This window comes from Dyadobacter sp. NIV53 (genome assembly GCF_019711195.1).
GTDB lineage: Bacteria > Bacteroidota > Bacteroidia > Cytophagales > Spirosomataceae > Dyadobacter.
On the sequence record NZ_CP081299.1, the window covers coordinates 4,023,178 to 4,048,726 of the forward strand.

A 25,549-nucleotide genomic window follows, 5' to 3' on the forward strand; every position below is an offset into this window, starting at 1 on the left:
TTTATTTTAGTTTTTGTAAGGTAAAAGCCATCCATTGTTTTTAAAAATACCATGCGTCAGGATTATTTGTCAGGGGATAAAGAAAATCTTTCCAATACTGAAAAAGAGATTGAGCGGGCACTGCGTCCGTTATCGTTTGATGATTTTACAGGGCAGGAAAAAATTCTTGAAAATCTTAAAATATTTGTTCAGGCTGCACGCCAGCGTGGTGATGCACTTGATCACGTCTTACTTCACGGGCCTCCCGGTTTGGGCAAAACGACACTTTCCAGTATTGTTGCCAATGAATTGGGTTCTAACATAAAAATTACTTCCGGGCCGGTTTTGGATAAACCGAGTGATCTGGCAGGTTTGCTTACTAACCTATACAGGAACACGACGTTCTTTTTATAGATGAGATTCACCGGTTGAATCCGATCGTAGAAGAGTATTTGTACTCAGCTATGGAAGATTACAAGATTGATATCATGCTCGATAGCGGTCCGAATGCAAGAAGTATTCAAATCGGGCTGAATCCGTTCACGTTAATTGGCGCCACAACCCGCGCTGGAATGCTCACATCACCGTTACGTGCCCGGTTTGGTATCAACGCCAGGCTGGAATACTATGATGCGCAGCTCCTGACAACTATTTTAAAACGTTCAGCAGCGATTTTGGGCACACCTCTGGAAAACGATGCTGCTTATGAAATTGCACGTAGAAGCCGTGGTACGCCTCGTATTGCCAATAATCTTTTACGCCGGACTCGTGATTTCGCACAGGTAAAAGGAGACGGAATTATTACTGTTGCTATTGCCCAAATGGCCTTGCTGGCCTTAAACGTGGATCAGAACGGACTTGATGAAATGGATAACCGGATACTGAGCACAATTGTTGAAAAATTCAAGGGAGGGCCTGTTGGCCTGTCAACTATTGCAACAGCTTGTGGTGAAGAATCGGAAACTATTGAGGAAGTATATGAGCCATTCCTGATCCAGGAAGGATATATGAAACGTACATCAAGAGGCAGGGAAGTAACAGAAAAGGCATTTAAGCATTTAGGAATCTTGCCAAGGCTGAGATCCGGAGAATTATTTTGACCTGTAATAAAAGATTTAAATATATTAAATCAGAAGAACTTATGAAGTAGTTGTTATGTAAAAATTAACAATTCTATATCCTTCTGATTTAATCTTTTTATGTCGTACTTTTGCGGTAAATTTAGTGTAACCGCTTGTATGATTGAGACTCTGGTTCAGGTAAAATTGGTGGTAAGGGTGCCTTGCGCTATTATCGAACATGACGGAAAGGTTTTAGCGGGCCAGAGAAGTGCGGAATTATCATTCCCGCTTAAATGGGAATTTCCCGGCGGTAAGCAAGAAGAAAACGAAACGGATGAAGAGACGCTTGTACGTGAAATCCGTGAAGAACTGAATATTGAGATTCAGATTGTCCAAAAACTTCCTGTTACTTCAAAAGACCAGGGCTGGCGGGAAATTATACTGGTTCCGTTTGTATGCAAAATGCGCAGCCAGGAAATTACCCTGACGGAGCACGAGCAGATTATGTGGCTTGAACCCGATGATTTACAATCCCTGGACTGGACAGAAGCTGATTTGGGTGTTATTCAAAGTTATTACCAGTATTTATCTGTTAAAAAGTAACCTTTGCCCTTTTACAGTTTCGTTAAAAATCCCCTTTTCATAGACCAGATTTCCTGACACAAAAGTATGTGTAATGGCAGACTGGAAAGTTGTTCCTTCAAATGGCGACCACCCGCATTTAGCATATATATTTAAAGCCTCTACCTGAGTTTCTGCATTAAGGTCCACTAAAACCAGATCAGCCCAATATCCTTCACGAATATAGCCGCGTTCTTTAATTTCAAAACAATCTGCTACGGAATGAGTCATTTTCTCAATCGCTCTTTCGAGAGGTATTTTTCCTTTTTTTACCAGTTCCAGCATCACATTTAATGTATGCTGTATCAATGGCAAACCGGAAGGAGACTGCCAGTAAGGCTGTGCTTTTTCTTCGATAGTATGTGGGGCGTGATCTGTCGCAATTACATCAATACGATTGTCCAGCAAAGCCTGTAAAATTGCTTCTTTATGATGTGGTGCCTTAATGGCCGGATTGCATTTAATTTTGTTTCCCAGCAAATGGTAATCCTCGGCATCAAACCACAAATGATGTACACAAGCTTCGGAAGTAATCCTCTTGGGCTGCCCATTTGCTAATAAAATCTGTCCGTTTTCCCTGTTGCCTATTTCAAAAAGAGAAACTTCATCTCCGGTAGAAATATGCAGGATGTGTAATCTGGTATTGTGTTTTTGTGCGAGGGAAGTGGCAAAGGAAGAAGAGATCAGACAGGCTTCTTCATTACGGATCAATGCATGAATGTTATAAGGCACATTTTCTCCGTATTTTTCTTTGAAAAACTCCATCCGCTGTTTTACAGTCGGTTCGTCTTCACAATGCGTCGCTATCAGGCATGGCGCGTTTGCAAATAATTTTTCCAGTAAGTCCGGCGCATCTACCAGCATATTTCCGGTAGAAGATCCCATGAAAATTTTAATACCACAGATCTGGCTGATATCTGTGCGCATTACTTCATCATAATTATCATTGGAAGCACCCATATAAAATGAGTAATTAGCCAGTGAAGTTTCCTGTGCAATTTTATATTTATCGGCCAGTAAAGGTTGTGTGAGTGCATTCGGAACTGTATTGGGCATTTCCATGAAAGAAGTAACCCCGCCTGCAACACCTGCTCTTGCTTCTGTATAGATTGTAGCCTTATGTGTTAATCCCGGCTCACGGAAATGTACCTGGTCGTCAATAATTCCAGGTATTAAATGTAATCCTTTTGCATCAATAATCCGGTCAGCAGGAATGTGTTGCAAATCACTTCCAATTCTTTGAATGTGACCATCACTGATTAAAACGTCAGATTCCTGAATCTGATTTTCATTTACAACAAGGGCATTTACTATGAGCGTTTTCATTCCGGACTATAAAGTTTGGTGACGTAAAGTTATTGAGGGAAATTTATAAATGGAGCTATTGGCTCCCAGGATTTAGCCATTAGCTTAAAAAATGTTAGTTTATTCCAAAAAGTATATAGCACATTTTTACATAAATTTTTGAACAAGAGTTAATTAAAAAGATGAACCTGAAAATATTCTGGAGTGATTTTATTGATCTTATATTTCCGCGTTGCTGTGAAGCTTGTGACCGGTCTCTTGTTGGAAATGAAGAGCTTGTTTGTACATCCTGCCGGATTTCGCTTCCAAGAATTGAAAAGCACAGCGTTCATATTGATTTGCTCAAATATAAATTTATAACTATTCCGGAGGTATTATCGGTTCAGTCATTTTTACTTTTTACTAAAAAAGGGAAAGTCCAAAAGCTATTACATGCGTTGAAGTACCGAGGAAATAAGGAAGTTGGTATTTTATTAGGTTCTATGTTTGGCCAGGAAATGGTGGCTGAAAGGATACTTCCAAAGGCGGAATTAATCATTAGTGTTCCTTTACACAAGAAAAAACTTTCTAAAAGGGGATACAATCAAAGTGATTTACTGGCAGAAGGTTTATCAAATGCGACGGATATTCCATGGTCGGGAACAGTTCTGGCAAGAACCAGATTTACAGATACGCAAACAGGGAAAAGTAAAAAAGAACGTCAGGAAAATGTAAGTGGGGTTTTTGTTGTAAACGGAGAATTTAAAAAGAAAAGTGTCATTGTAATAGACGATGTACTGACGACTGGTGCTACCTTGGAAGCTTGTGTCGAGGCATTGAAAATAGCTGGATGTGAAGAGTTTCATATATTGACCATTGCAGTAGCACAGCATTGATATAGAATATTAATGCGAAATCCGTGGCACAGCTGTGATATTAAGATTGGTGAAAAGCCTGATGGATCAGCCGTGCCACGGATAAGTACCAGCAACAAAAAACCGCTGCCAGAAGAACTGACAACGGTTTTACTTATTATTTTGAACCTTATATTATTTCTGACTTCCGGTAGCAATCATAGCGCAACGGAAACCTACCATTGCTGTTGCTGAATCCTGGTCCATATAACGGCGCGTTCCCGGAGATAACCAGTATGCAACATCAGACCATGAACCGCCTTTGTAAACTCTTAAATTGTCATTTACCAAAGAGTTAGAATTTTTAGTATCATAACTCTTCGCTTCATCCTGATAGCCATTACGACGGAATGCATTCAAATCGTTCACATCACTGTTAGACAAGGGACGGTAAACGTCATATACCCATTCGCTTACGTTTCCAGCCATATCGTAAAGGCCGAAATCATTGGCGGGATAAGATCTGATTTCCTGAGTAATAATGGCACCATCATTCGATTTTCCGGCAATACCAGCGTAATCACCAGGTCCACGTTTGAAGTTGGCTAACATTGTTCCTTGTTTGCGGCCACGTGGCTGACGCATTGTAGAACCATCCCATGGATAAATTCTTTGGTTCGTCTGATTTTCGTCAGAATACTGAGTTCCGATCATTGCCATTGCAGCATATTCAAATTCTGCTTCTGTTGGAAGACGGTAAGGAGGCATTACATATCCGCTTTCTATGCGAAGCTGGGGAGCTGGTCCGCTTGCAACTGTTTCAGCTTCTGCGGCAGCGGCTGCTTTCTTTTTCTTGCCAAATGAAAATCCTTTTTTCTTTTTGCCTGATGTTGATCCGGCAGCGTTGTTAGCCTGACTAACTGCCGCGGTACGCCATTCGCAATAATCGTTGGCCTGTACCCACGACACACCCACAACAGGGTATAAACGGAAACCAGGGTGACGTAGATACATGGTTACGTAAGAGTCGTTAAAAGACAATTCGTTGAACCATACGGCTGTATCGGGAAGTGCTTTGCTATAAAATTCTTCTGATGAATCCCTTTGAACAGCATTTAGATATTCCAGATAATGGACATTAGCCACCTCTGTCTGATCCATATAAAATGACTGGATACTGATCGTACGTTTTGGATTATCGCGTCTTCCCATCACGTCTTCTTCCAGAGAACCCATTGTAAACCGGCCGCCTTCAATATAAATCAAATCCGGACCGGCAGGTAAAGCCTTATATTGTTTTACCTCGAAACCATCTTTGCCATTGTACGCCAAACCTGTTTTGGAGCTTTCTTTACCAGGTTTTAAGCTGGTTGGCCTTTTCTTTTTACTATAGGCTGTAGCAGCTAATAACACAATCAGAATCAGCGCGATCGACCGGATACCTATCTTATGCATGCAAATCATTGCTTTAAAGTGACTTAAGTGTTTGGTATTATATAGTATGCGAAACCGCAAATGTATGAAATGAATCGAAATTATTCTTTAAAACTTCATTATTGGGTCATTTCTATCAAAATATTCCTGGCCTGGTCAATGCTTTTTACGTCTTCACAAATCAGGATTAACTTGCCTTTCTGGTCTTTCAACGAACTTTGCTTCGGGTGTTTCTTCACGTAATCAATCACCTGGCCGAATTTCGAAGACTGAAAAAATGCATCATTCTGCGAAGTAACGAAGTAGCCTTTCAATGTATTGCTTTTCAAAGTTAATTTTTCGAAATACAAACGTTCAGCTTCCCAACGCAGCCTAACTGCTTTAAGAAGATCCTGAACCACAGACGGCATCGGACCAAAGCGGTCAATTACTTCTTTTTCAAATTTTGTGAGTTCTTCTTCTGTACTGATATTGTCAAGACGGGTATATAACGAAAGTCTTTCTGAAATATTCTTTACATAATCATCCGGAATTAAAGTTGCAAAATCTGTCTCTATCTGGCAGTCAGGAAGCAGCTTTGAGGGAAGTCCCATAGACGTTGCAAATAAATCTTTGAACTCATTATTTTTTAATTCCTGAACCGCTTCATCAAGCATTTTATGATACAATTCGTAACCCAGATCGTTCACAAAACCACTTTGTTCTGCACCAAGCAAGTTTCCTGCGCCACGAATATCCAGATCCCGCATGGCAACTTTAAAACCATCACCCAATTCCGAAAATTCTTCCAGTGTCTGCAAACGTTTCCGCGAATCACTCGCCAGTGTTGTAGCAGATGCAGTCAGCAAATAACAAAATGCTTTCCGGTTGGACCGTCCAACACGGCCACGCATCTGATGCAGGTCAGACAGCCCGAACATATGTGCCGTATTAATAATAATCGTATTCGCATTGGCAATATCAATTCCCGATTCAATAATATTGGTCGAAACCAGAATATCATATTCACCATTGATAAAAGCAACCATAACTTTTTCAAGCTTGTCGCCATCCATTTGTCCGTGTGCTACACCAATTCTCACATCCGGAACGAGGCGCATGATAATATTGGCGATTGATTCAATATCATTCACCCTGTTGTGTACAAAGAAAACCTGTCCGCCACGCTGAACTTCAAAGCTAATGGCATCACGGATAAATTCTTCACTGAAAGTATGTACTTCCGTTGTAACCGGCTGGCGGTTTGGCGGCGGAGTGGCAATTACAGAAAGATCCCGGGCGCCCATCAAGGAGAAATGAAGCGTACGCGGAATTGGCGTGGCGGTTAATGTCAGTACATCCACATTTACGCGCATTTCTTTTAAACGATCTTTGGCTTTAACTCCAAATTTCTGTTCTTCATCCACAACTAAAAGGCCAAGATCTTTGAAATGAACATCCTTATTTAAAATCCGGTGTGTTCCGATCAGGATATCGACTTTCCCTTCTTCTGTTTGTTTAAGTGTTTCCTTTATTTCTTTTGTGGATTTAAACCGGTTGATATAACCCACTTTTACCGGAAAATCAGCCAGCCTTTCACTGAAAGTTTTGAAATGCTGCATGGCAAGAATCGTAGTCGGAACCAATACTGCGACTTGCTTGCTGTCACATACGGCTTTAAATGCGGCCCTGATGGCAATTTCGGTCTTTCCAAAACCCACATCACCACATACCAGCCTGTCCATCGGATGCGCTTTTTCCATATCATCTTTTACATCTGAAGTAGCTGTTGCCTGGTCGGGCGTATCTTCATAAATAAAAGAGGATTCCAGCTCAGCCTGCATATAATTGTCGGGAGAAAAAGGAAAACCGGGAGCCTGTCGGCGTTTGGCATAAAGCGCGATAAGTTCGTGCGCAATGTCTTTGAGCTGCTTCTTAACCTTCGATTTCTTGGCTTCCCAGTCGCCGGAACCCAATTTGCTCATCGCAGGCGGTGTTCCTTCTTTACCCGTATATTTGGCTATTTTATGCAGGTTATGTACACTTACATACAGCAAATCATTATCTCTGTAAATCAAACGGATTGCTTCCTGTTCCTTTCCGTTCACGTCTTTTTTCTCCAGACCGGCAAACCGGCCTATACCATAATCAACATGTGTGACAAAATCACCGACATGCAGGGATTTCAGCTCTTTTAAAGTGATTGCCTTCGACTTGCTGAATTTTTCTTTGAGCCTGTATTTATGGAAACGGTCAAAGATCTGATGGTCGGTGTAACAGACAATTTTCAGGTTTTCATCCACAAATCCCTCTTTCAAAGAGATGTGCATGGATTGGAATTTTACAAACGGATCAAGGTCCTCAAAAATCCTTTCCAGCCTATCCAGTTGTTTGGGTTGTTCTGCGGCGATGATATTAGTAAAACCTTTTGACTGGTTTTCCTGTAAATCATCGAGCAGCCTTTTAAAATCTTTATTGAACGAAGGCTGGGGTTTAGAAGCGTAGGGTAATCTGTTCTCGGTTTTGAAATAAAACTTTTTCCCAAACTCCACTGTCTTGAATTTTTTGACCAGGTTTAAAAATCCGCGCCTTGTTTCATACAGGTCCTGTGGGTTGGAAACGATCTGAATGCCGCCGCCTGTTACTTCTGCGAGTGCCCTTTCGGCTTTTTCAAAACATTTTTCAATCACTTCAAGTGTCAGTTCGGCATCTTTGAACCAGAGCACGGTTTCATCAGGAAGAAAATTAAAAAAAGATTCCCTTGTCTCATTAATCAGCCTTTGTTGTATATCCGGAACAACATTGATTTGCCGCGCCGTTTCAATAGAAAGCTGTGTATCAGGATCAAACGAACGGATTGTTTCCACTTCATCGCCAAAAAGCTCAATACGGAAGGGATGCTCGTTAGCAAAAGAAAACACATCAATAATCCCGCCACGTACTGAAAACTGGCCGGCTTCAAAAACGAAATCAGTCATTTCAAAACCATAACTATTCAAAAACTCGGTCAGAAACGAAGGATCCAGTTTTTCGCCCACTTTTACGGGAAAAGTGTTGTCTTTCAGGGAACGTTTATTAATTACTTTTTCAAATAAAGCCTCCGGATAAGTAACGATCTGGAAAGGTCCTGGTTTGCCTGTATTCAGTTTGTTAAGGATTTCACCCCGCATGAGCACATTGGCATTATCCACTTCTTCATATTGATATGGCCTTTTATATGAAGTAGGGTAAAAAAGTACATCGGTTTTTCCAAGCAAACTCTGAAGGTCATTTTGAAAATACGCAGCTTCTTCCCGGTCGCTCAGAATATATAACGACGGAGCTTTTTTCTTCTGCTGAATTGCTGCGGTCAGCACAGCATCAAGGCTTCCTACAAGCCCCTTGATCTGAACATGCGCTGCTTCCGGACTTTTTGATGTGATTTGTGAAACGAAGAGATCGAGGTAACTGTCTCCTCCATATAGCGTCAATAATTCTTTAACTTCCAAGTAATTTCAATAATTGGGCGGCCTGTTTCCGCGGTGAATGACCAGATGTTTTTAATCGTCTCTTGAAATGCAAAAAGCCGTTTCGGGAAATTTCCCGTCCGGCTTTATAGTAACAACAGTTTTTTTGCTTTTGTTTGCTGTAACTCGTGTTTTATATAAATAAATTAAAAGCAGACCTTAATTATACGAATCCATGAATAGTTACAATTATTAGTAAAAATTAGTGTAATTCGTGGCAAAAAAACCTTTTAATGATAGACTGGCTTAACCAAACCATTTCACTTTCCGGCATTATTACCACACCTTTAGAAATTCTTGGTTTTTTAACCGGTGCAATCTGTGTGTATCTGAATACACGTCAAAATGTTTTAGGATGGTTTTTCGGTATCATTAATGCTGTTCTATATGTTGCAGTATTCTGGCAGGTAAGGCTTTATGCAGATGTAGGATTGCAGGGCTATTACTTTATAACAAGTATCTATGGCTGGTGGTTGTGGCTGTATGGAGGAAAAAGCCATGATGGAGTTGTGGTAACCAGCACGCCAGTCAAATTATATCCTGTTTTTGCTCTCATTTTCGTAGTTGTAACATTGTCATGGGGATTCCTTCTGGGAAGATTTACCAATGCAAGCCTCACTTATGCAGATTCGGCATTAACAATTGCCAGCCTGATTGCACAATGGATGATGGCACGCAAATATCTGGAAAACTGGATTATATGGATCGTGGCTGATGCGTGTTATACGGCCATGTATTTTTACAAAGACCTGCACCTGACAGCCATTTTGTATTTCGTATTTCTGGTTTTGGCAGTGATGGGTTATGTGCAATGGAAACGGGACATTTCGGCTGAAGTTCAAGGTTCATGAGTTCAGAAGTTTAAAGTTCGCAATTCACTGTCCACTGCCCAACTTTTTACTGCACCGGCAGCCCGGTTTGAACTCTAAACTCATTCCACTTCTCCAAAAGGAATTTCCTGTTCTTCGAGCAAAGTCCTGATACGCGATGAATCGTCGAAAATGATATGGAGTTCTTTTTTGGCTATATCTTCTTCTTCGTCCATCCATTTCCAGTCTTCGGCAGTGGCGCCAAATATGTCTAAAACTGAAAGTATACGCTCTTCTGACCTTTCTCTGGAAAGCCAGTCAGCTGAATTATTGATATAAATTATTACTTTTTGCTCTTTAATCCATTCCAGATCGTTCAGCATTTCATCCAAAGCATCCAGATTTTTCCCTGAATAATCCGGGAATTTCATGGCAGTTCCGATCTGTTCATGAAAATCTTTCATGGAAGTTGCCTTTGCGCCATCAACTATGCCTATAAAAGCACCCAAAAAAGATTTTTTAACACTAGCCGCGCTTTTTGTCAAAAGAAAGTGTGCGTTTTTCATTTTAAAATAAATATTGATTTTTTAAAAAATTCTGGAACCTTAAAAGACCGAAAACTGATTTCCCTTATCCCTTATCCCTTATCCCTTATCCCTTATCCCTTATCCCTTATCCCTTATCCCTTATCCCTTATCCCTTATCCCTTATCCCTTATTTAACCTCCACAAAGGTATTATAATGATCTTTTGTATACCAGGCTTGTTTTGTTTCACTGGTAATCAACCGTTCGGTACCTCTGTTTTTTCCTTTTATTTTCGGATTTACATCCCATTCCAGGTATTTCATCGGTTTGGAGTTAGAATCTTTTAGAGGCAGGCGTCTTTCATAATTGCCAAATTTCCTGCCGCCTGAAAATCCATCCGGAGCGCGGTTGTATTTCCGTACATACTCCAAAACGGTATAGACTTTTGCAGGAATAACTTGACTGGTTTTTTGTTTGGAATACTTCTTATTTTCCTTTTTCTTAGAAAAACCTGAAACGGTTTGTTCCGTTTTTGGTTTGGAATAGGAAGTAGTTTTTTGCTGGGAATCAGTCGCAGCCTGGCATCCGGAAATCCGGATAAGTAAGATAAAAAAAAGGGAATTCTGAATAAACCGTGTAAAAGACATAAAAGGTAGTAAAGAAATCGGGTAATTATTTTAACATAAAAATACCTCACCATTTTTACAATGATGAGGTATTTCTCCATCTTACTATTAGTTCAGAGAGAACATGGGAAGCCTTAATGCAACTACATTATTGAATAATAATTTGCTGATTTTAGGATCCATGAAATCAATCAATGGAAATTCGGAAACGAGCGACATTACCTCAAACTCACTTTCTGCTTTTACCACACACCAAAGTTTAGAATAATCCTCTGACAGCGCGTAAGACATCATTCGCCCCTGTTCCATCATTTCATTAATCTTTTTTCTCTGAGCAGGTATTTTCGCTGTAAAATCTTCCGACATCACAGCGGGAAGATGTATTTCAACCATATATTGGCTCATGGACGATAGAAGTTAGGTGTACAGAAATACCTTTGTATTTACTTCACTTATAAAAGGATATGCGCTTCTTATTAGTTCCTGTAATAATAACAGGACTATTTATGAAACCAATTTATTTTTCAAATATTTCCAACCTTTTATTGGAAAGCTGTGTCAGTCTGTATATCCGATGTGCAGTACGTTATATTGTACCAAGGGAAATAATAAGAGACAGTATTAACTATCTTTGGGATAGAGGTGCTGAATATTAACTAACAAACCGAACGAAGCACCCCTAAACTTCGGATGACCTTTAACGAACAAGATTTGGTGATTGGCTGCAAACAGCGCAACCGTGTCGCTCAAAAACAACTATACGATGTTTTTGGGGGTAAGCTGTTTGCTATATGCCTCAGGTACACCAAAAACCGTACAGATGCCGAGGATGTGTTACAAGACGCTTTTATTAAAATTTATGAAAATATAGAGTCATTTCGAAACGATAGCCCGCTGGAATACTGGCTCAGGTCAATTGTTGTGAATACGGCTCTGAATCATCTCAGACAGCAAAAACATTTTAAGGACCTGGATGATATTGAAACGTATGAAAATGGTATTGCCGACAGAGAAATCACATTAGGTAATTTTCAGATGCAGCAGCTGATGGAGCTTGTTCAGGAGCTGCCGCCGGGTTGTCAGCTTATTTTTAACCTGTACGCTATTGAAGGTTATCAGCATAATGAGATTGCCCAGAAGCTGGGAATATCCGAAGGAACTTCAAAATCGCAGTATGCGCGTGCAAGAGGTATACTTCAGCAAAAATTAAATAGGGAAAAAAGATTTGATGATGGATCCGTCCGAAATAAACAACTTTGAAAATCAGTGGAAAAAGGCTTTTGACGAAGCTTCTGAAACCCCTCCGCCTTCTGTGTGGAAAGGGATAGAAGCACGCCTTGACCATGATGAAAATGACCGGATTATTCCGCTATGGTGGCGAAATCCGAAGATATGGTATGCTGCTGCGTCAATTGCCGCTTTACTTTTAGTTGGAGGTGGGATCTGGTACAATAACCGTCTGGATGATAGAAATTTAAATTTGGCACAAAACCGGTTTCAAACTGAAACCAGGCCGGGTAAAGCACCTGCAAATGATTCAGAAAAAGTAGTTGCACAGGAAAATGAGGCAGGAAAGAAAGTTGATGAAGAAGTTTTGGAAGAAACATTGATTGCCAGCAGCCCGAATAAATCGGAACTAAATAAAAGCGAAAATGGTAAGACCCGGAGTACAGTTGTTGGAAACGAGAATGTTACTGAAAAAGCCGATAAGGAATTTGCTAACAGCACGAAATCAGGAAATGTAAATTCTGGTAAAACGAAGGCTAATTCAGCTAAAGAACCCCAATACGCTATAAACAAAATACAGAAAAACCAACAGGTATCAGACAAAAACGATGCTGTTGATAAAGTGTCGTCCGGATTACCAGCAGATGTCGTTTCAGATAAAATTGCGACTGTTGCCATTCAGCCGGATTTAAAAGAAAAAACAGTTGTTACAGAAAGCAAACCGGTTTTGGCCGAGTTACTGACACCGCTTCCGTACAGCGACCTGGAAGTTTTTATGCAAAAACGTTACGTATTCTTTAAGCCTGAATCGATTAAAGAAGAAAAGCTTTCAGAACCTAAAAAATCCGGGGAATACTGGGCAGGGATCAGCATGATGCCGGCATCATTTAATCCGGATGTAAAAATAAAATCGGCACCGACCGCATTTGCCAGCCAGCTGAATTCCAGACAAAAATCTCTGACTGGAACCAACGAAGCAGGTACATCTTATGCATTGCAAACACAGGGCGGGGTACGCTTGTCCAAACATTGGTCTATGGAAATGGGTGTAAGCTATCTGAAAGGAAATGCCAAATACGAAGGTGGAGGATACGTGTTAAGTGCTTATGCCAACACCAGTTCTAATGTTTTACAAAGTGCGCTAAACGGATTGTCGGCCAATCCAAGTGCCGATAAAAGTGGTGATTACTTAAACAACGGAGCGCTTTATATTGATGTAAATAAAAAAGTAAGCAACGATTACCAATACCTGCAATTACCATTACAGGCCGGCTTTACTTTAAATCCCGACAAAAAACTGAGCTATTCGGTATTAGGCGGGATGATGGCGAATTTCTTTTTGAGCAACGAACTTGAATCTGCTTCGGGAGAAATTATTACTACGAAAGCAAGTGATGATGTATACCGTAGTATGAACTGGGCAGCTACCACTGGTTTACGTTTTAATTACAAACTATCCACCAAATGGAAAGCCAGCCTGACCGGATCGTATCAAAAAGCTATTTCGTCAGGATTTAAAGCGAATCAAAGCCTTGAATCACATCCCTATTTGTATGGTGTTTCCTGGGGTGTACGTTATTCTTTTTAATTTTTTTATAGCCGTTCCAACTATTTCCTGACAAAAATAATCCTTGTTAAACAGGTTTGCTGAAAGCACGAAGTCTTTCGGGATCTGCCACTGCGACGGTCCGCCGTAGCGTTTTAATATCCCTGTATAGTGATCTCAAATTTATTAGCCATGAATAAGATCCTTAAAAACAGTTTTATAATTCCCGCTCTGCTAACAGGAGCGTTGTTATTTGCCTGCACCAACGACGGCGTAACGCCTGTTGACGAAGTTAATCCGGTGGTAATTCCTGAAAATATTGCCGCCGGAACAACAGCTTTCGCTTTCGATTTCTTTAAGAACATGCAGGAAACCCAGCCTGCAGAAGAAAATTTATTCATATCTCCATTGAGCCTGCATATGGCAATGGGCATGTTGCTGAATGGTTCAGAAAGCGAAACCGCCAACGAAATCCTCAAAACCTTAAAAATGGAAGGTGTTTCTCTTGCTGATCTGAACAAGGCATACAAAACGCTTCTGGATGAATTACCACTGGCAGATTCTAAAGTAAACCTGGGTTTGGCTAATTCTGCCTGGTACCGTAATGATTTTCAGGTAGAAACAGATTTTCAGAATGTGCTACGCACTTCATTTGATGCCGAAGTAACCGGTTTGCCTTTTGATGATGCGGCAAAAACGAAAATCAACAATTGGGCGAGCGACAAAACCAATGGCAGGATCAAAAAAGTACTTGATGAAATCAGTCCCGAACATGTCATGTTTCTGTTGAACGCATTGTATTTTAAAGGTGATTGGAAAACAAAATTTGATGCTTCCAAAACACTGGATACACCATTTTATCTGCAAAACGGAACACAGAAAACCGTTAAAATGATGTATGCCAAATCAGATTTTAAAGTAGCAGGCGGAGAAAAATACAATGCCCTGCAATTACCTTATGCAAACGGGCAATTCAATATGACCCTGCTGATTCCACAAGGCCAGAACACAGTTGGTTCAGTCATTTCCGGGCTTACTCCGCAGGATTGGAATAATCTTCAGACAACTCGTTTAATAAAAACCGGAGTAAATGCAGGCCTTCCGCGTTTTACCCTCGAATACGCTGCAAAGCTGAATAATACCCTGAATAAAATGGGAATAAACAAGGTTTTCACAGATGCTGCGGAACTTGGTAAAATTAATAAAACCGCAGATCTGTTCGTCGATTTTGTAAAACAGAATACTTATCTGAACATAGACGAAAAGGGAACGGAAGCAGCCGCAGTGACAACTATTGGGATTGGCCTTACATCTGCAAATCCTAATGAACCCAAATACATCTGCGATCGCCCTTTTGTATTGATCATCAGTGAAAAAACTTCCAATACCATTCTTTTCATGGGAAGAATCATGAATCCGGAAAGCAAGTGAGAACGGCCGTCGGCTTTTGGCAATCGGCGGTCAAACATTGGCAATCGCTAGTCGGCTTACGGCTTAATGCAGTCACGCTTTTGATCATCAAAGACCAGAATTGCAGGTATTAAAGCCGAGCTTCAAAATATGAATTCTCCAGAAAACTGAAAGCGGACTGTCGAAAGCTGGCTACCGATTACCAAAATATTAAAGATAAAAATACTGGCAAATGCTGGTATTTCGGGGTGCGTTATCGTCCGGAGGCTTTGCTTCCGGACGATTTTGTTTTTCTCTTCCAACCTTTTGATGCTCAATGGAGTCCTTGAACTATATGAGTAAAAAATAGTATTCCTGCCACACCTAACAAACCTGCTGTTATGAAGAGAAACCTACTTCCCCTGTTTGTTTTAGTCCTTTCGTTTGGATTATGGTCATGTAACGACCAATGTAAAGAAACGCGCGTAACACGGCGGCTTACACCTTACACACGTACGATGGCCGATATCCGCAGTTCGGTAAAAATGGAACAGTCGCATGTAATGAAAAGGCCTGGAAAACTTTACACCAAAGGGCATTATCTTTTTATTAATGAAATTAAACAGGGGATTCACGTCATCGATAATAGTAATCCTTCCAATCCTGCTTTTGTTGCATTTATAGCTATTCCGGGAAATGGTGATCTGGCAGTAAGGGGCAATATCCTATACGCCGACAGTTATACCGATCTGGTAGCGCTGGATATTACCGATCCGGAAAATGCTAAGGAATTAGGGAGAGTTAAAAATGTATTTCAAAGCGGGCAATTCGATGGTGCCTGGTGGCAGATTAACACGGTAAATGGTTCGGTATGGGATTCAGAAGATGCCGTTCTTCAGGATTTTACGGTTGACTTTGTTACCGAAACCATTACAACAAATTGTGAAGAGAACGGGGTTATTCCATGGGGAGGAGGAATCTTTTTTGCATTTAATGATGTGGCATCTTTCAGTAAGTCGTCAGGATCGGCAGCAGCTGCTTCGTCCAATAATTCTAATGGAAACGGGCAAAGCGGTTCTATGGCTCGCTTTGCCTTGGACAAAAATTTCCTTTATACTGTTAGCCAAACCAGCCTGCATCTGTTCAATATCAGTAAGCCGGAACAACCCGTAAACTCAACCGAAATAAATCTGGGGCGTAGCATAGAAACCATTTTTCCGTATAACAATAAGCTTTTCATCGGATCGGCCAACGGCATGTACATATATGACAACACTGATCCGGCGAAACCAACGCAGCTTTCAGTTTTTCAGCATGGAACTGCCTGTGATCCGGTGGTTGTAGATAATGACATCGCTTATGTAACACTTCGTACGGGTACAAACTGTGGCGGGGCACAAAACCAGATGGATCTTGTCGATGTAAGCGATCCAACTTCGCCAAAGCTGATCAGGACATATCAAATGCAGAACCCTCATGGTCTGAGTATTGATTTCCCGAATTTATATTTATGCGAAGGAGAGTTCGGTTTGAAAGTATTTAATGCTATAGATAAAATGGCGATAGATAAAAATCTGGTTTCTCATTTTAAGGATATAGACGCATACGATGTAATTTCACTGGGTAAAACATTGCTTTTAATAGGTAAGGATGGTTTTTATCAGTATGATTCCAGTGATCCAAAAAATCTACGTTTGTTGAGCAAAATTCCGGTACAGCTATGAAAGTACTCATTCTGTTGCTGATAATAATTGTAACTATCGAATCGGTAACGGCACAAAAGGAGCCGTTCAAAATAAAATATACGAACCACACGGAGTTGGGTGTACTGTTGGGTCGTGCCAAATTTAATTATGGATCGCAGCAAAATCAGGTCGATAGCAGGACCAGCCTTACTGCACAGACCTTTAATGGAATACAAATAAACCAACGGCTTTCAGCAGGAGTTACGGTGGGAATGGACTGGTACAAAACTGCCCTGATCAATCCCATTGCAGCAGGAATCAGGTTTGATCTTACAAAAAGGACAAATTCAAGATTATTCGCTTCTGCTGACGCCGGCTATGGTTTTGGCTGGTTTCATGAGGATTCTGACGGATACGATACCAAAGGTGGTTTGATGCTGAATCCGGGAGTTGGGATGAAATACGGCAAGCCCGGCGGCAATGCTTTTACTATAACGCTGTCTTACAAAAGGCAGGAAGTACATGCAGATAAACCGTTGCAATGGGAGCAGACTGTACGATATGAAGACCGTGTTTATAACCGGCTGGCTTTACGGATTGGGATGAATTTTTAATTAATCAGCTATGAAAAATATACTATTCTTCGCGACAATTTTGTTTGTTTTGGCCCTGTCCGCTTTTCAATGCGGGAAGCAGGAGGATTGCTGCGTATTGCCTCCGTGCAGCGACAAACCAACCCTGGAAGGAACCTGGCGATTGACAGGATACCGGGATATCAGTACCGGAAGTACAGAGAATGATCCCGGGCCAGAGGGCAAGGGTGTTATTTTTACTTTTAAGGATAATGAAAAAGATGGATCAATAAGCGGGCATACCGTGATGAATGAAGTTTCCGGCAGTTATACTTTGGGGCCCGGTTGTAAATTGAACATTATAACGTTTGGCGGAACAAAAGTTGGCGAGCCGGGATGGAGCGGGCGCGCCTGGCTGCAATCAGACAGTTCGATGTATTATCAACGAATTGAAAACAGTCTGGTAATTTATCGAAATAAAGGAAGGGAAGGTATGGTTTTTAAGAAGCAATCGTTTTAGGAAACTGCATCCGAGCATGGATTGGTTTTGTCAGGTGAGGCTTTTCGCGTACAGTATTTATTTCTTTTACAAAAATATCTTCTCCTAACTGATACCACTTCCTGAATTTTTCTGACTGATCCTGGTGTTTGGGTAAATATTCCAGTAATACGGACAGGTCAAAGGTTTTACATCTTACTCCGGCTCCGGAAATTACACCATCCAGTGCATTGCATTCCTGTTCAAAATGATTTGGGACAGGAACCATCATTACGGGTTTGCCAAGATACATCGCTTCACACACCGACTCAAAACCTGCCGTAGTAACCAGTGCTTTGCAGGATGCGAGCATTTGCAGGTATTTTTCACTGTTAATGCGGTGAAAAGTCAGGGTTTCGTCATACTTAAAAACGTCTGAAGCATCTGCATTATCCCAAAAGCAATGCAACTGAATCTCAGGATGCTCTGAATGCCAGTTTATAATTTGTTTGCTCAGGCTATGGTGCGTCATGTAAACCAGAAAGAACTCACCTGCCGAAGTTTGCAGGCTGCGTATTTCTTTGCGTAATAATGGAGGAACAACAGTAATTTTCTGTTCATTTTTTGATTCCATTTCGCGAAAGGAAAGAGCAAGGCGTTTTGTTGCCAGCCACGAAGCAGCTTTGGAATTCAGGTTGATAATTATACGGTTAAAGCGGCTGTTTTCTGGGAAAACGAATTTGGGATGAAGAAGTAAAAACTGGTGTGCAATACAGATCATCGGTATTTTTGACCGGTATAAAATATTATATGTTCCTCCGAATGTCTCGTAAAAACTAATGATCAGATCAGGCTTGATTTCCTGTACTGAATGATGAATAAAACGAAGTGATTTAAAATATTGGGGAAGATTAAAGACTAACGTAGACAAAGTACGTTTCAGGTTCATTCCACCGCCATCAGAATTGTAAATGATATTGGGAGCGTCAAATTCATAAACAGGCGCTTCTATTTGTTTATGAAAAAAGGAAGGAATAATGCGGCCAATGGATTTTCCCACCATAACACCACTAATTTCATGGCCTGCATGCCGCAGTATCTGACTTAACGAAATTGCCTGAGTCAAATGTCCGCGCCCTTCTCCCTGTACCAAAAACAATATTTTCATGGTTACAAAATATGCTGATCCCTACCCAGAAATATACCTGTAAATGCGACCTGTTTTTCAGCAGGAGGAATGTTCCCTATCGACTTTGTATCGGCTGGTTTCTTATCTTTACTTTTATGCTCTACAAGTTGCTGATTGTAATACAGGAGGTTCCAGTTCCCGTCGAAATCTTCAACCAAAGCACTTAGTGTTTCAACCCAGTCGCCGGAATTCATGTATTTAATCCCATCTATTTCACGGATTGCGGGATGGTGTATATGGCCGCAGATAACACCGTCGCAGCTTCTGGCACGAGCAAGCTCAGTCAGCTTTTCTTCAAAATCTGACATATAATTTACCGCCATTTTCACCGACTGCTTGATACGCTGCGATAATGAATAGTAGGGTAATCCTTTCCATTCGCGGTATTTATTGTAAAATTTATTGATCCAAAGCAGAAATGTATATCCCACATCGCCCAGATATGCCAGCCATTTCATGTTGGTTGTGATGGAATCGAATACGTCGCCATGTGTAACATAAAAACGCTTGGAACCCGAATTAAGAATGTAATCTTTTCGGATCTGGAAGTTTTTACCCAAACGCAACGGGATAATCTGATCAAGAAAATCATCGTGATTACCACGGATATAAATGACTTTGGTTTTATTTTCCTCGATCATTTTTAATACCCGTTTAAAAAACATAGTATGTTTCCGTTTCCAGACGCCATATTTTTTCAATTGCCAGGCATCAATAATATCACCGTTTAAGATCAGTTTCTTGCATGAATAGCTTTTCAAAAAACAGGTAACTTCTTCTGCCTTTGAACCACCCGCACCGAGATGTAAGTCAGAAATGATAATTGTTTTAAAGTGTGTTATATCTCCCATGTTACAAATATGATCAATTCATATTAACAGGATGTTAATGACAGGTTATCAGTAGGTTAAGTTTTTAAGTGAATAAAATATAGAATTAATGAAATAATGGTTAGGAATATGCCGGGCCTGAACATCCATTTTCTATATTTACAAAAACAACTCATCTATCTATGAAAGGAATTTTGATTTTCCTGCTCCTTTACAGTTTCCCTCTTTTTAGCCAGACCGTTTATTTGCCTCATGAAATTGAGATGGCCGCTGAGCCAATGGGAGGTTTGAATTACCTCAATCAGTTTATTACTTCTAATCTGAAAATCCCGTTCAAAAGTACTGTTAAAGGCATAAATAAGAAGGTTTATGTAAAAGGGATTGTGGAGCCGGACGGCAGTATGTCGCAACTGGAAATAAGCAGAGGAATTGATTCATTATGCGATCAGGAAGCTATCCGTGTATTAGGACTGTACAAAGCATGGAAACCCGCTACTGTTAAAGGAGAAAAAGTCAGGCAGACAATGGTTTATCCTGTCTCTTTCCGGGCCCAGGCCAGGCCCGATTTTGATTCAACAGAATTGGCATTTATCAATTACTTCGATAAACAATTTAAACCGGCAACGGACGCAGCTACGTACCAATACCGGCACATTTTACCAGTTGATAAGAATGGTTACGTGAACAAGGATGTGGTTATTGAACAATTAAAAAACAAAAAATGGAAGCGGATGGTAACCGTACCTTTTCTGAAAAAGGAAATCTGGCATAAAACAGGCTACATTGAGAACCGCATGGATTCTGTGAGGACGTATCAAATATCCGCAAGAGATGGAAACATGGCCAGTTTTGCTGCTGAGGCAACTTTTCAGTTGAATGGTAAACTGCTGGCACTTACCGATTATAATTCAGAAGGCAAAACCTCGCTTATCCAGGAATATGACCTGAAGGGGATGCTGAGAAAAACCAATACGCTTTCGGATAGTACTGATACGGAAATCAGGTGGCATGCCAACGGGCAGATTCAAAGTGTGGTGGAAAGGACTGTGGTTATCAAAGCCGGGGAAACGAGTGAGACACATTATATCAACAGGTGGGAACAGGATGGGACCCAGCGGATAAAAAATGGGGATGGACATTGGGAATCAACAGGTGCTGAGCTGAATGGCAAGACATTCATTGAAGAGGGAAATGTAGTTGTGGGAAAAAAGAACGGGATGTGGACCGGAAAATTTGCAGACAGCACGCTGATCTATCAGGAAATATACGAGCTAGGATCTTTTCAGGAAGGCTTTTCGATGGTAAACGGAGAGAAAATTGTTTATAACGAGCCTGTTAAACAACCTCATTTTAAAGGAGGAATGGCTGAATTTTATAAGTTTCTGGGCACCAACATACATTATCCGATGGAAGCAGCAAGAAATAGAGTTAAAGGACGGGTTTTCTTATCTTTTGTAGTTTGTGAGGATGGAAGCCTGTGTGATTATAAAGTAGACAAAAGCGCAGGGCCGGATCTGGATTCGGAAGCACTGCGGGTGGTGAAAAAAATGAATGGAATGTGGGAGCCGGGAGCTGTGCGGGGAAACAAGGTGAGGGTTAAGTACAATTTGCCAATAAATTTTGAAGTAAGCTTTCCACCTGTTTCTGTATCAAATTAATTCTTTACCACTCATCCCATCCCAAAGCCAGTCAAAAGCTTTGGGATTTTTTTGTCATTATCTGTATTAAAATATAAAAAATATTTGATAGTATTGTGATATCATTTTACTATCACAATTAAAGCTATGAATGAAAAAGAATTACGTTCGATGTCGGGCTTTTTACTATTTGCAATTGGCCTGATTATGTTGTTTGGCGGTATAGGGTTCTGCATATATGAAGGAGAACCTAATTTTGGAATCCTGGTTTCGATTATCGGATTTATCATTCTAATCGGATTAACAGTCATCAATCCTAATGAAGCCGTGGTAACTACTTTTTTGGCGATTACATGGGAACGATGAAGCAAAGTGGCTTGCGCTGGGTAAATCCATTATTCCGCAGAAAAAAATAAGCCTGCGTGCCCGAAACCTGAATGGCCAAAAGCTGAAGGTAAACGACAAACTTGGTAATCCGATTGAAATTGCCGCCGTGGTAGTGTGGCGTGTAGGAGACACAGCAAAAGCTTCTTTTGAGGTGGATGATTATATAAAATATGTAGAAATTCAGTCGGAAGCGGCAGTAAGGCATCTGGCTGGTATTTATGCTTATGATACGATGGAAGCCGAAGAGCTCGAAATTCACGAAGTGACTTTGCGGGATGGAAGCGGCAAGATCAATGAAATGCTGGAAGCCGAACTGACCGAACGCCTGAGCAGGGCAGGAGTGGATGTACTGGAAGCACGTATCAGTCACCTGGCTTATGCACCCGAAATTGCAGGAGCCATGTTACAGCGTCAGCAGGCATCGGCAGTTGTAGCAGCGCGGCGCCAGATCGTGAACGGAGCGGTAGGAATGGTGGATATGGCTTTGGCTATGTTGTCGGAAAAAGGAATTGTAACACTGGATGAAGAGCGCAAAGCCGCCATGGTGTGCAATCTGCTCGTGGTATTGTGTGGTGAAAAATCTGTTACACCAGTATTGAACGCCGGAACTTTATATCCGTGATATGGCAGAGAAAAAAGCATTTGTTTTACGTGTTAATCCCGAAATGCTCAAGGAAATTGAAGCCTGGGCACAACAGGATTTTCGCAGTTTGAACGGACAGATTGAATATATACTGAGCGAGGCGCTGAAAAAACAAAGGCGGTCGAAAGGGAAAGGAACAGATCCGGAAATAGAATAAATTTTAGATTAAACAGCAGGTAAGAACATCATCTTGCCTGCTGTTTGTTTTTACAATGACAGAAATGCTGTTTTTGAAAATCAATTCGTTAAAATTGTATTACTATAATTGTCCTACTAATTATTTTTAACCAAGCCCAATGAAGCAGGTACTAAAAACCATAGTCTTTACCCTTATTTCGTTTCAGATTTTTGCACAAATCCCTGATAATTTTCAGTGGCTACCAGATGGAAGCGGATTCCGGGATGTGGAGCAGGGAGAAATTGTTGAAGTAACATTACCTTCCCGGCAGTCTAAAATATTTATTTCAAAAGCGCAGCTTACTCCCGCCGGAAGCAGCGAGGCACTTCCTGTCAGAAGTTATACGGTCAGCAAAGCTGGTAACAAAGTGCTGATTTATACGAATACAAAAAAAGTCTGGCGGTATGATACCCGTGGAGATTACTGGGTAATTGACCTGACTGCCAAAACACTGAAAAAACTTGGAAAAGGATTACCTGAATCTTCCCTGATGTTTGCAAAATTTTCGCCGGATGGCAAAAAAGTAGGTTATGTAAGCAAACATAATGTGTATGCCGAAGATGTGCAGACTGGAAAGGTAACGCAATTAACGAAGGATGGAACAGACCGTATCATTAACGGGACTTTCGACTGGGCTTACGAAGAAGAATTTGATTGCCGTGACGGTTTCCGCTGGAGCGACGATAGCAAATCTATTGCCTACTGGCAACTTGATGCACGCAAGATCCGTAACTTTCTGATGATCAATACAACCGATTCTATCTATTCCTTCAATGTTCCGGTCGAATATCCGAAAGTGGGAGAAACGCCTTCGCCATATAAAATCGGGGTTGTAAATATTACGAGCGCCCAAACCAAATGGATGAATATTCCCGGCGATCCGCAGAACACATATGTGCCAAGAATGGAATGGTCGGGACAGGCTAACGAGTTGGTTATTCAGCAATTGAACCGGAAACAGAATGAAAGTACGCTGATGTATATCAACACGGTTAGCGGAAGTTCAAAGCCATTTTATACAGAAAAAGATGAAGCATGGATTGATATTAAAAGCCGCTGGGAAAATGACCCGATGGGCTGGGACTGGATCAACGGCGGAAAAGAATTTTTATGGGTAAGTGAAAAAGACGGATGGCGCCATACTTATCGTGTAAGCCGTGATGGGAAGAAAGAAACGCTGGTTACAGCCGGGAATTTTGATATGATCAGCCCTGTGCGTATTGATGAGAAAAACAATACCTATTATTTCATGGCATCCCCTGACAATTCTACTCAAAACTATTTGTATAGTGCTTCGCTCGATGGAAAAGGAGAGCCAAAACGGTTGTCGCCCGAGGAAATGGCAGGGTCACATGCCTATGAAATTTCCCCTCTTGCCAAATTTGCAACGCATCGTTTTTCCAATGCCCGTATGCCTTCGATGACGGAATGGATCACACTTCCGGATCACAAACCAACTGATCCCCAAAACTCTATCCAGCAAACTATGATGCGTATCAGGATTGCCAGTATTGATATTGAGTTTTTTAAAGTAAAAACGGCAGATGGTGTGGAAGTGGATGCCTGGATGGTAAAACCTTCCAATTTTGATCCCGCTAAAAAATACCCGATTGTATTTATGGTTTATGGAGAGCCGGCAAACACTACGGTAAAAGATACATATGGAACAGGCCGTAATCGTTTGTATGCAGGAAGCATGGCCGACGACGGTTACATTTATGCATCTATGGATAACCGCGGCACACCGGCTCCGAAAGGGCGTGCATGGCGCAAGGCGATCTACAAAAACATAGGAAGAATTAATATCAGTGATATAGCAGGAGCTGCAACGGCCATGTTTGAGAAATATCCTTTTATTGACACCAGCCGTGTTGCTGTACATGGATGGAGCGGAGGAGGATCTTCAACCTTGAATCTCATGTTCCAGTATCCAAAAATATTTAAAACCGGCATAGCAGTGGCCGCGGTAGGGAATCAACTGACTTACGATAACATCTATCAGGAGCGCTACATGGGTTTACCTCAGGAAAATCCGGAAGATTTTGTGAAAGGTTCACCAATAACATATGCTAAAAATCTGGTTGGTAACCTGCTTTATATTCATGGTACGGGTGATGATAACGTGCATTACCAGAATGCAGAAATGCTGGTTAACGAACTGATCAAAGCAAATAAAGTATTTCAGTTTATGCCTTATCCAAACCGCACGCATAGTATCTCGGAAGGTGCGGGTACGTCGCTGCATCTACGGACTTTATTTACAGATTATCTGAAAAAGAACTGTGCTCCGGGTGGAAGATGATTTGTGTATAATTTAAGATAAATCGGAATATGAAAAAAAATGTGATCATTTCTTGTATACTGGCTATGTTATCACAAGTGGTATTTGGCCAGTTAAGTGAAGGTTCGAAGATTAATGCTAATACCGGAACCGGGTTTAACACTTCGAAAGCAGGAGTTTTTTGGAATTCTCCATCTCCTGTATCCAATACTGTCGGACAGTTTTATCTGGATTCTGTCTGGCACGAAGGCAATGTTAAGTTTAGTAATGTAATTCAGCAAATTGGTGGATCAAGTACAGATAGCCTGAATAACATACTTATCCGATATAATGTCCTGAATGATCAGCTTGAAGTATTGGCAGATAAAAGTAAAAATGATGTAAGGGTAATTGATGGAAAGCACCTGAAAAACTTTAAGGTTAAATCCTCAGAAAATGACATTTCAGAGTATGTAAATACAGGTTCTTTTCATTCTGATAAAGTTTCGGCTGGTTTCTTTGAAAAGCTTGTTCAGGGAAAGCTTTCACTAATGAAATATTACCGGGCCAAAACGGTGAAACCCAACTACAATCCTGGATTTGGGACTGGTGAAAAGAATACAACTGTGAGCGTGGAAAGTGATTATTATGTAGTTCTGGATAATAAAGCAGAGAAAATCAGCCCGGGAAAAAGCTGTTGTCTTCGTTCATGAAAGACAAGGAAAGTGAAATGAATACTTACGTAAAGTCAAACGACATAAATTTTAAAAAAGAAGAAGATATTATCAGGTTGTTTGAATACTATAATAAATGAATTTTTAATCAAATGAGACTGGATGTATTCCAGTC

At 40.9% G+C, this 25,549-nt stretch carries 21 protein-coding genes and 2 pseudogenes; 15 read left to right on the forward strand and 8 right to left on the reverse strand.

Annotated features, from left to right (window positions below; genetic code table 11):
• The first annotated feature begins 51 nt into the window (after positions 1 to 51).
• A pseudogene (gene ruvB, locus KZC02_RS16410) lies at positions 52 to 1,079 on the forward strand (Holliday junction branch migration DNA helicase RuvB).
• Positions 1,080 to 1,217: 138 nt separating this feature from the next.
• Positions 1,218 to 1,643, forward strand: coding sequence for a (deoxy)nucleoside triphosphate pyrophosphohydrolase (locus KZC02_RS16415; protein ID WP_221389705.1), 426 nt, complete (start codon positions 1,218 to 1,220; stop codon positions 1,641 to 1,643).
• On the opposite strand, the gene KZC02_RS16420 is transcribed toward KZC02_RS16415, so the two are convergent.
• Positions 1,626 to 2,987 carry a dihydroorotase gene (locus tag KZC02_RS16420; protein WP_221389706.1) on the reverse strand — a complete coding sequence of 454 codons (1,362 nt, stop codon included), beginning with the start codon at positions 2,985 to 2,987 and terminating at the stop codon, positions 1,626 to 1,628. The genes KZC02_RS16415 and KZC02_RS16420 overlap by 18 nt on opposite strands.
• A 161-nt stretch (positions 2,988 to 3,148) precedes the next feature.
• Here KZC02_RS16420 and KZC02_RS16425 point away from each other — a divergent pair, with 161 nt between their 5' ends.
• Positions 3,149 to 3,841 carry a ComF family protein gene (locus KZC02_RS16425; RefSeq protein WP_221389707.1) on the forward strand — a complete coding sequence of 231 codons (693 nt, stop codon included), beginning with the start codon at positions 3,149 to 3,151 and terminating at the stop codon, positions 3,839 to 3,841.
• 153 nt (positions 3,842 to 3,994) lie between these two features.
• Here the strand turns inward: KZC02_RS16425 and gldJ are convergent, their stop codons facing one another.
• The gene (gene gldJ / locus KZC02_RS16430; RefSeq protein ID WP_221389708.1) at positions 3,995 to 5,254 is read right to left on the reverse strand and encodes a gliding motility lipoprotein GldJ; all 1,260 of its coding nucleotides are present in this window, start codon (positions 5,252 to 5,254) and stop codon (positions 3,995 to 3,997) included.
• 98 nt (positions 5,255 to 5,352) lie between these two features.
• A complete protein-coding gene (gene mfd, locus KZC02_RS16435; RefSeq protein WP_221389709.1) occupies positions 5,353 to 8,700 on the reverse strand; it encodes a transcription-repair coupling factor in 3,348 nt (1,115 codons plus the stop codon).
• A 251-nt stretch (positions 8,701 to 8,951) separates the two neighbouring features.
• On the opposite strand from mfd, the gene pnuC reads away from it, so the two are divergent.
• Positions 8,952 to 9,569, forward strand: a complete 618-nt coding sequence (gene pnuC / locus KZC02_RS16440; protein WP_221389710.1) for a nicotinamide riboside transporter PnuC — start codon at positions 8,952 to 8,954, stop codon at positions 9,567 to 9,569.
• 80 nt (positions 9,570 to 9,649) lie between these two features.
• Here pnuC and KZC02_RS16445 read toward each other — a convergent pair whose 3' ends face one another.
• The 3 genes from KZC02_RS16445 to KZC02_RS16455 form a co-directional block, all read right to left on the reverse strand.
• Positions 9,650 to 10,093 (reverse strand): barstar family protein, encoded by a 444-nt coding sequence (locus KZC02_RS16445; protein ID WP_221389711.1) that lies wholly within the window; start codon positions 10,091 to 10,093, stop codon positions 9,650 to 9,652.
• A 148-nt stretch (positions 10,094 to 10,241) separates the two neighbouring features.
• Positions 10,242 to 10,700, reverse strand: coding sequence for a ribonuclease domain-containing protein (locus tag KZC02_RS16450; protein ID WP_221389712.1), 459 nt, complete (start codon positions 10,698 to 10,700; stop codon positions 10,242 to 10,244).
• Between the two features lie 87 nt (positions 10,701 to 10,787).
• Positions 10,788 to 11,084, reverse strand: a complete 297-nt coding sequence (locus KZC02_RS16455) for a muconolactone Delta-isomerase family protein (protein WP_221389713.1) — start codon at positions 11,082 to 11,084, stop codon at positions 10,788 to 10,790.
• A gap of 285 nt (positions 11,085 to 11,369) precedes the next feature.
• On the opposite strand from KZC02_RS16455, the gene KZC02_RS16460 reads away from it, so the two are divergent.
• The 6 genes from KZC02_RS16460 to KZC02_RS16485 all read left to right on the forward strand — a co-directional run bounded on the left by KZC02_RS16460 (position 11,370) and on the right by KZC02_RS16485 (position 17,618).
• The gene (locus KZC02_RS16460; RefSeq protein WP_221389714.1) at positions 11,370 to 11,939 is read left to right on the forward strand and encodes an RNA polymerase sigma factor; all 570 of its coding nucleotides are present in this window, start codon (positions 11,370 to 11,372) and stop codon (positions 11,937 to 11,939) included.
• Positions 11,908 to 13,494: an outer membrane beta-barrel protein gene (locus KZC02_RS16465; protein ID WP_229253634.1), complete on the forward strand. Its 1,587-nt coding sequence runs from the start codon at positions 11,908 to 11,910 to the stop codon at positions 13,492 to 13,494. The genes KZC02_RS16460 and KZC02_RS16465 overlap by 32 nt, the downstream gene beginning before the upstream one ends.
• A gap of 150 nt (positions 13,495 to 13,644) precedes the next feature.
• A complete protein-coding gene (locus KZC02_RS16470) occupies positions 13,645 to 14,883 on the forward strand; it encodes a serpin family protein (protein WP_221389715.1) in 1,239 nt (412 codons plus the stop codon).
• A 359-nt stretch (positions 14,884 to 15,242) separates the two neighbouring features.
• Positions 15,243 to 16,565 (forward strand): LVIVD repeat-containing protein, encoded by a 1,323-nt coding sequence (locus KZC02_RS16475; RefSeq protein WP_221389716.1) that lies wholly within the window; start codon positions 15,243 to 15,245, stop codon positions 16,563 to 16,565.
• Complete coding sequence (locus tag KZC02_RS16480; RefSeq protein ID WP_221389717.1) at positions 16,562 to 17,140, forward strand: hypothetical protein; 579 nt, start codon at positions 16,562 to 16,564, stop codon at positions 17,138 to 17,140. Before KZC02_RS16475 ends, KZC02_RS16480 begins: the two co-directional genes overlap by 4 nt.
• Before the next feature lie 10 nt (positions 17,141 to 17,150).
• Entirely contained in the window at positions 17,151 to 17,618 is a 468-nt protein-coding gene (locus KZC02_RS16485; RefSeq protein WP_221389718.1) for an META domain-containing protein, read from the forward strand.
• Here the strand turns inward: KZC02_RS16485 and KZC02_RS16490 are convergent.
• Positions 17,599 to 18,744, reverse strand: a complete 1,146-nt coding sequence (locus tag KZC02_RS16490) for a glycosyltransferase family protein (RefSeq protein WP_221389719.1) — start codon at positions 18,742 to 18,744, stop codon at positions 17,599 to 17,601. The two genes, KZC02_RS16485 and KZC02_RS16490, sit on opposite strands and share 20 nt — an antisense overlap.
• A gap of 2 nt (positions 18,745 to 18,746) precedes the next feature.
• Positions 18,747 to 19,616 (reverse strand): UDP-2,3-diacylglucosamine diphosphatase, encoded by an 870-nt coding sequence (locus KZC02_RS16495; protein ID WP_221389720.1) that lies wholly within the window; start codon positions 19,614 to 19,616, stop codon positions 18,747 to 18,749.
• A gap of 161 nt (positions 19,617 to 19,777) precedes the next feature.
• On the opposite strand from KZC02_RS16495, the gene KZC02_RS16500 reads away from it, so the two are divergent.
• The 5 genes and pseudogenes from KZC02_RS16500 (at position 19,778) to KZC02_RS16520 (ending at position 25,413) form a co-directional block, all read left to right on the forward strand.
• Positions 19,778 to 21,253: an energy transducer TonB gene (locus tag KZC02_RS16500; protein ID WP_221389721.1), complete on the forward strand. Its 1,476-nt coding sequence runs from the start codon at positions 19,778 to 19,780 to the stop codon at positions 21,251 to 21,253.
• A gap of 126 nt (positions 21,254 to 21,379) precedes the next feature.
• A pseudogene (locus KZC02_RS16505) lies at positions 21,380 to 22,241 on the forward strand (SPFH domain-containing protein).
• A gap of 1 nt (position 22,242) precedes the next feature.
• Positions 22,243 to 22,419 (forward strand): Arc family DNA-binding protein, encoded by a 177-nt coding sequence (locus KZC02_RS16510; RefSeq protein ID WP_221389722.1) that lies wholly within the window; start codon positions 22,243 to 22,245, stop codon positions 22,417 to 22,419.
• 139 nt (positions 22,420 to 22,558) lie between these two features.
• Positions 22,559 to 24,742 carry a DPP IV N-terminal domain-containing protein gene (locus KZC02_RS16515; protein ID WP_221389723.1) on the forward strand — a complete coding sequence of 728 codons (2,184 nt, stop codon included), beginning with the start codon at positions 22,559 to 22,561 and terminating at the stop codon, positions 24,740 to 24,742.
• 29 nt (positions 24,743 to 24,771) lie between these two features.
• Complete coding sequence (locus KZC02_RS16520; RefSeq protein ID WP_221389724.1) at positions 24,772 to 25,413, forward strand: hypothetical protein; 642 nt, start codon at positions 24,772 to 24,774, stop codon at positions 25,411 to 25,413.
• The last annotated feature ends 136 nt before the right edge of the window (positions 25,414 to 25,549 follow it).

Coding starts and splice junctions, on each gene's coding strand:
- KZC02_RS16455 (WP_221389713.1), bottom strand. CDS start 11,084: ATGAGCCAATATATGGTTGAAATACATCTTCCCGCTGTGATGTCGGAA.
- KZC02_RS16420 (WP_221389706.1), bottom strand. CDS start 2,987: ATGAAAACGCTCATAGTAAATGCCCTTGTTGTAAATGAAAATCAGATT.
- KZC02_RS16485 (WP_221389718.1), top strand. CDS start 17,151: ATGAAAAATATACTATTCTTCGCGACAATTTTGTTTGTTTTGGCCCTG.
- KZC02_RS16450 (WP_221389712.1), bottom strand. CDS start 10,700: ATGTCTTTTACACGGTTTATTCAGAATTCCCTTTTTTTTATCTTACTT.
- KZC02_RS16475 (WP_221389716.1), top strand. CDS start 15,243: ATGAAGAGAAACCTACTTCCCCTGTTTGTTTTAGTCCTTTCGTTTGGA.
- KZC02_RS16415 (WP_221389705.1), top strand. CDS start 1,218: ATGATTGAGACTCTGGTTCAGGTAAAATTGGTGGTAAGGGTGCCTTGC.
- pnuC (WP_221389710.1), top strand. CDS start 8,952: ATGATAGACTGGCTTAACCAAACCATTTCACTTTCCGGCATTATTACC.
- KZC02_RS16480 (WP_221389717.1), top strand. CDS start 16,562: ATGAAAGTACTCATTCTGTTGCTGATAATAATTGTAACTATCGAATCG.
- KZC02_RS16515 (WP_221389723.1), top strand. CDS start 22,559: ATGAAGCAGGTACTAAAAACCATAGTCTTTACCCTTATTTCGTTTCAG.
- KZC02_RS16465 (WP_229253634.1), top strand. CDS start 11,908: ATGATGGATCCGTCCGAAATAAACAACTTTGAAAATCAGTGGAAAAAG.
- KZC02_RS16470 (WP_221389715.1), top strand. CDS start 13,645: ATGAATAAGATCCTTAAAAACAGTTTTATAATTCCCGCTCTGCTAACA.
- gldJ (WP_221389708.1), bottom strand. CDS start 5,254: ATGCATAAGATAGGTATCCGGTCGATCGCGCTGATTCTGATTGTGTTA.
- KZC02_RS16460 (WP_221389714.1), top strand. CDS start 11,370: ATGACCTTTAACGAACAAGATTTGGTGATTGGCTGCAAACAGCGCAAC.
- KZC02_RS16425 (WP_221389707.1), top strand. CDS start 3,149: ATGAACCTGAAAATATTCTGGAGTGATTTTATTGATCTTATATTTCCG.
- KZC02_RS16495 (WP_221389720.1), bottom strand. CDS start 19,616: ATGGGAGATATAACACACTTTAAAACAATTATCATTTCTGACTTACAT.
- KZC02_RS16445 (WP_221389711.1), bottom strand. CDS start 10,093: ATGAAAAACGCACACTTTCTTTTGACAAAAAGCGCGGCTAGTGTTAAA.
- KZC02_RS16510 (WP_221389722.1), top strand. CDS start 22,243: ATGGCAGAGAAAAAAGCATTTGTTTTACGTGTTAATCCCGAAATGCTC.
- KZC02_RS16520 (WP_221389724.1), top strand. CDS start 24,772: ATGAAAAAAAATGTGATCATTTCTTGTATACTGGCTATGTTATCACAA.
- KZC02_RS16490 (WP_221389719.1), bottom strand. CDS start 18,744: ATGAAAATATTGTTTTTGGTACAGGGAGAAGGGCGCGGACATTTGACT.
- KZC02_RS16500 (WP_221389721.1), top strand. CDS start 19,778: ATGAAAGGAATTTTGATTTTCCTGCTCCTTTACAGTTTCCCTCTTTTT.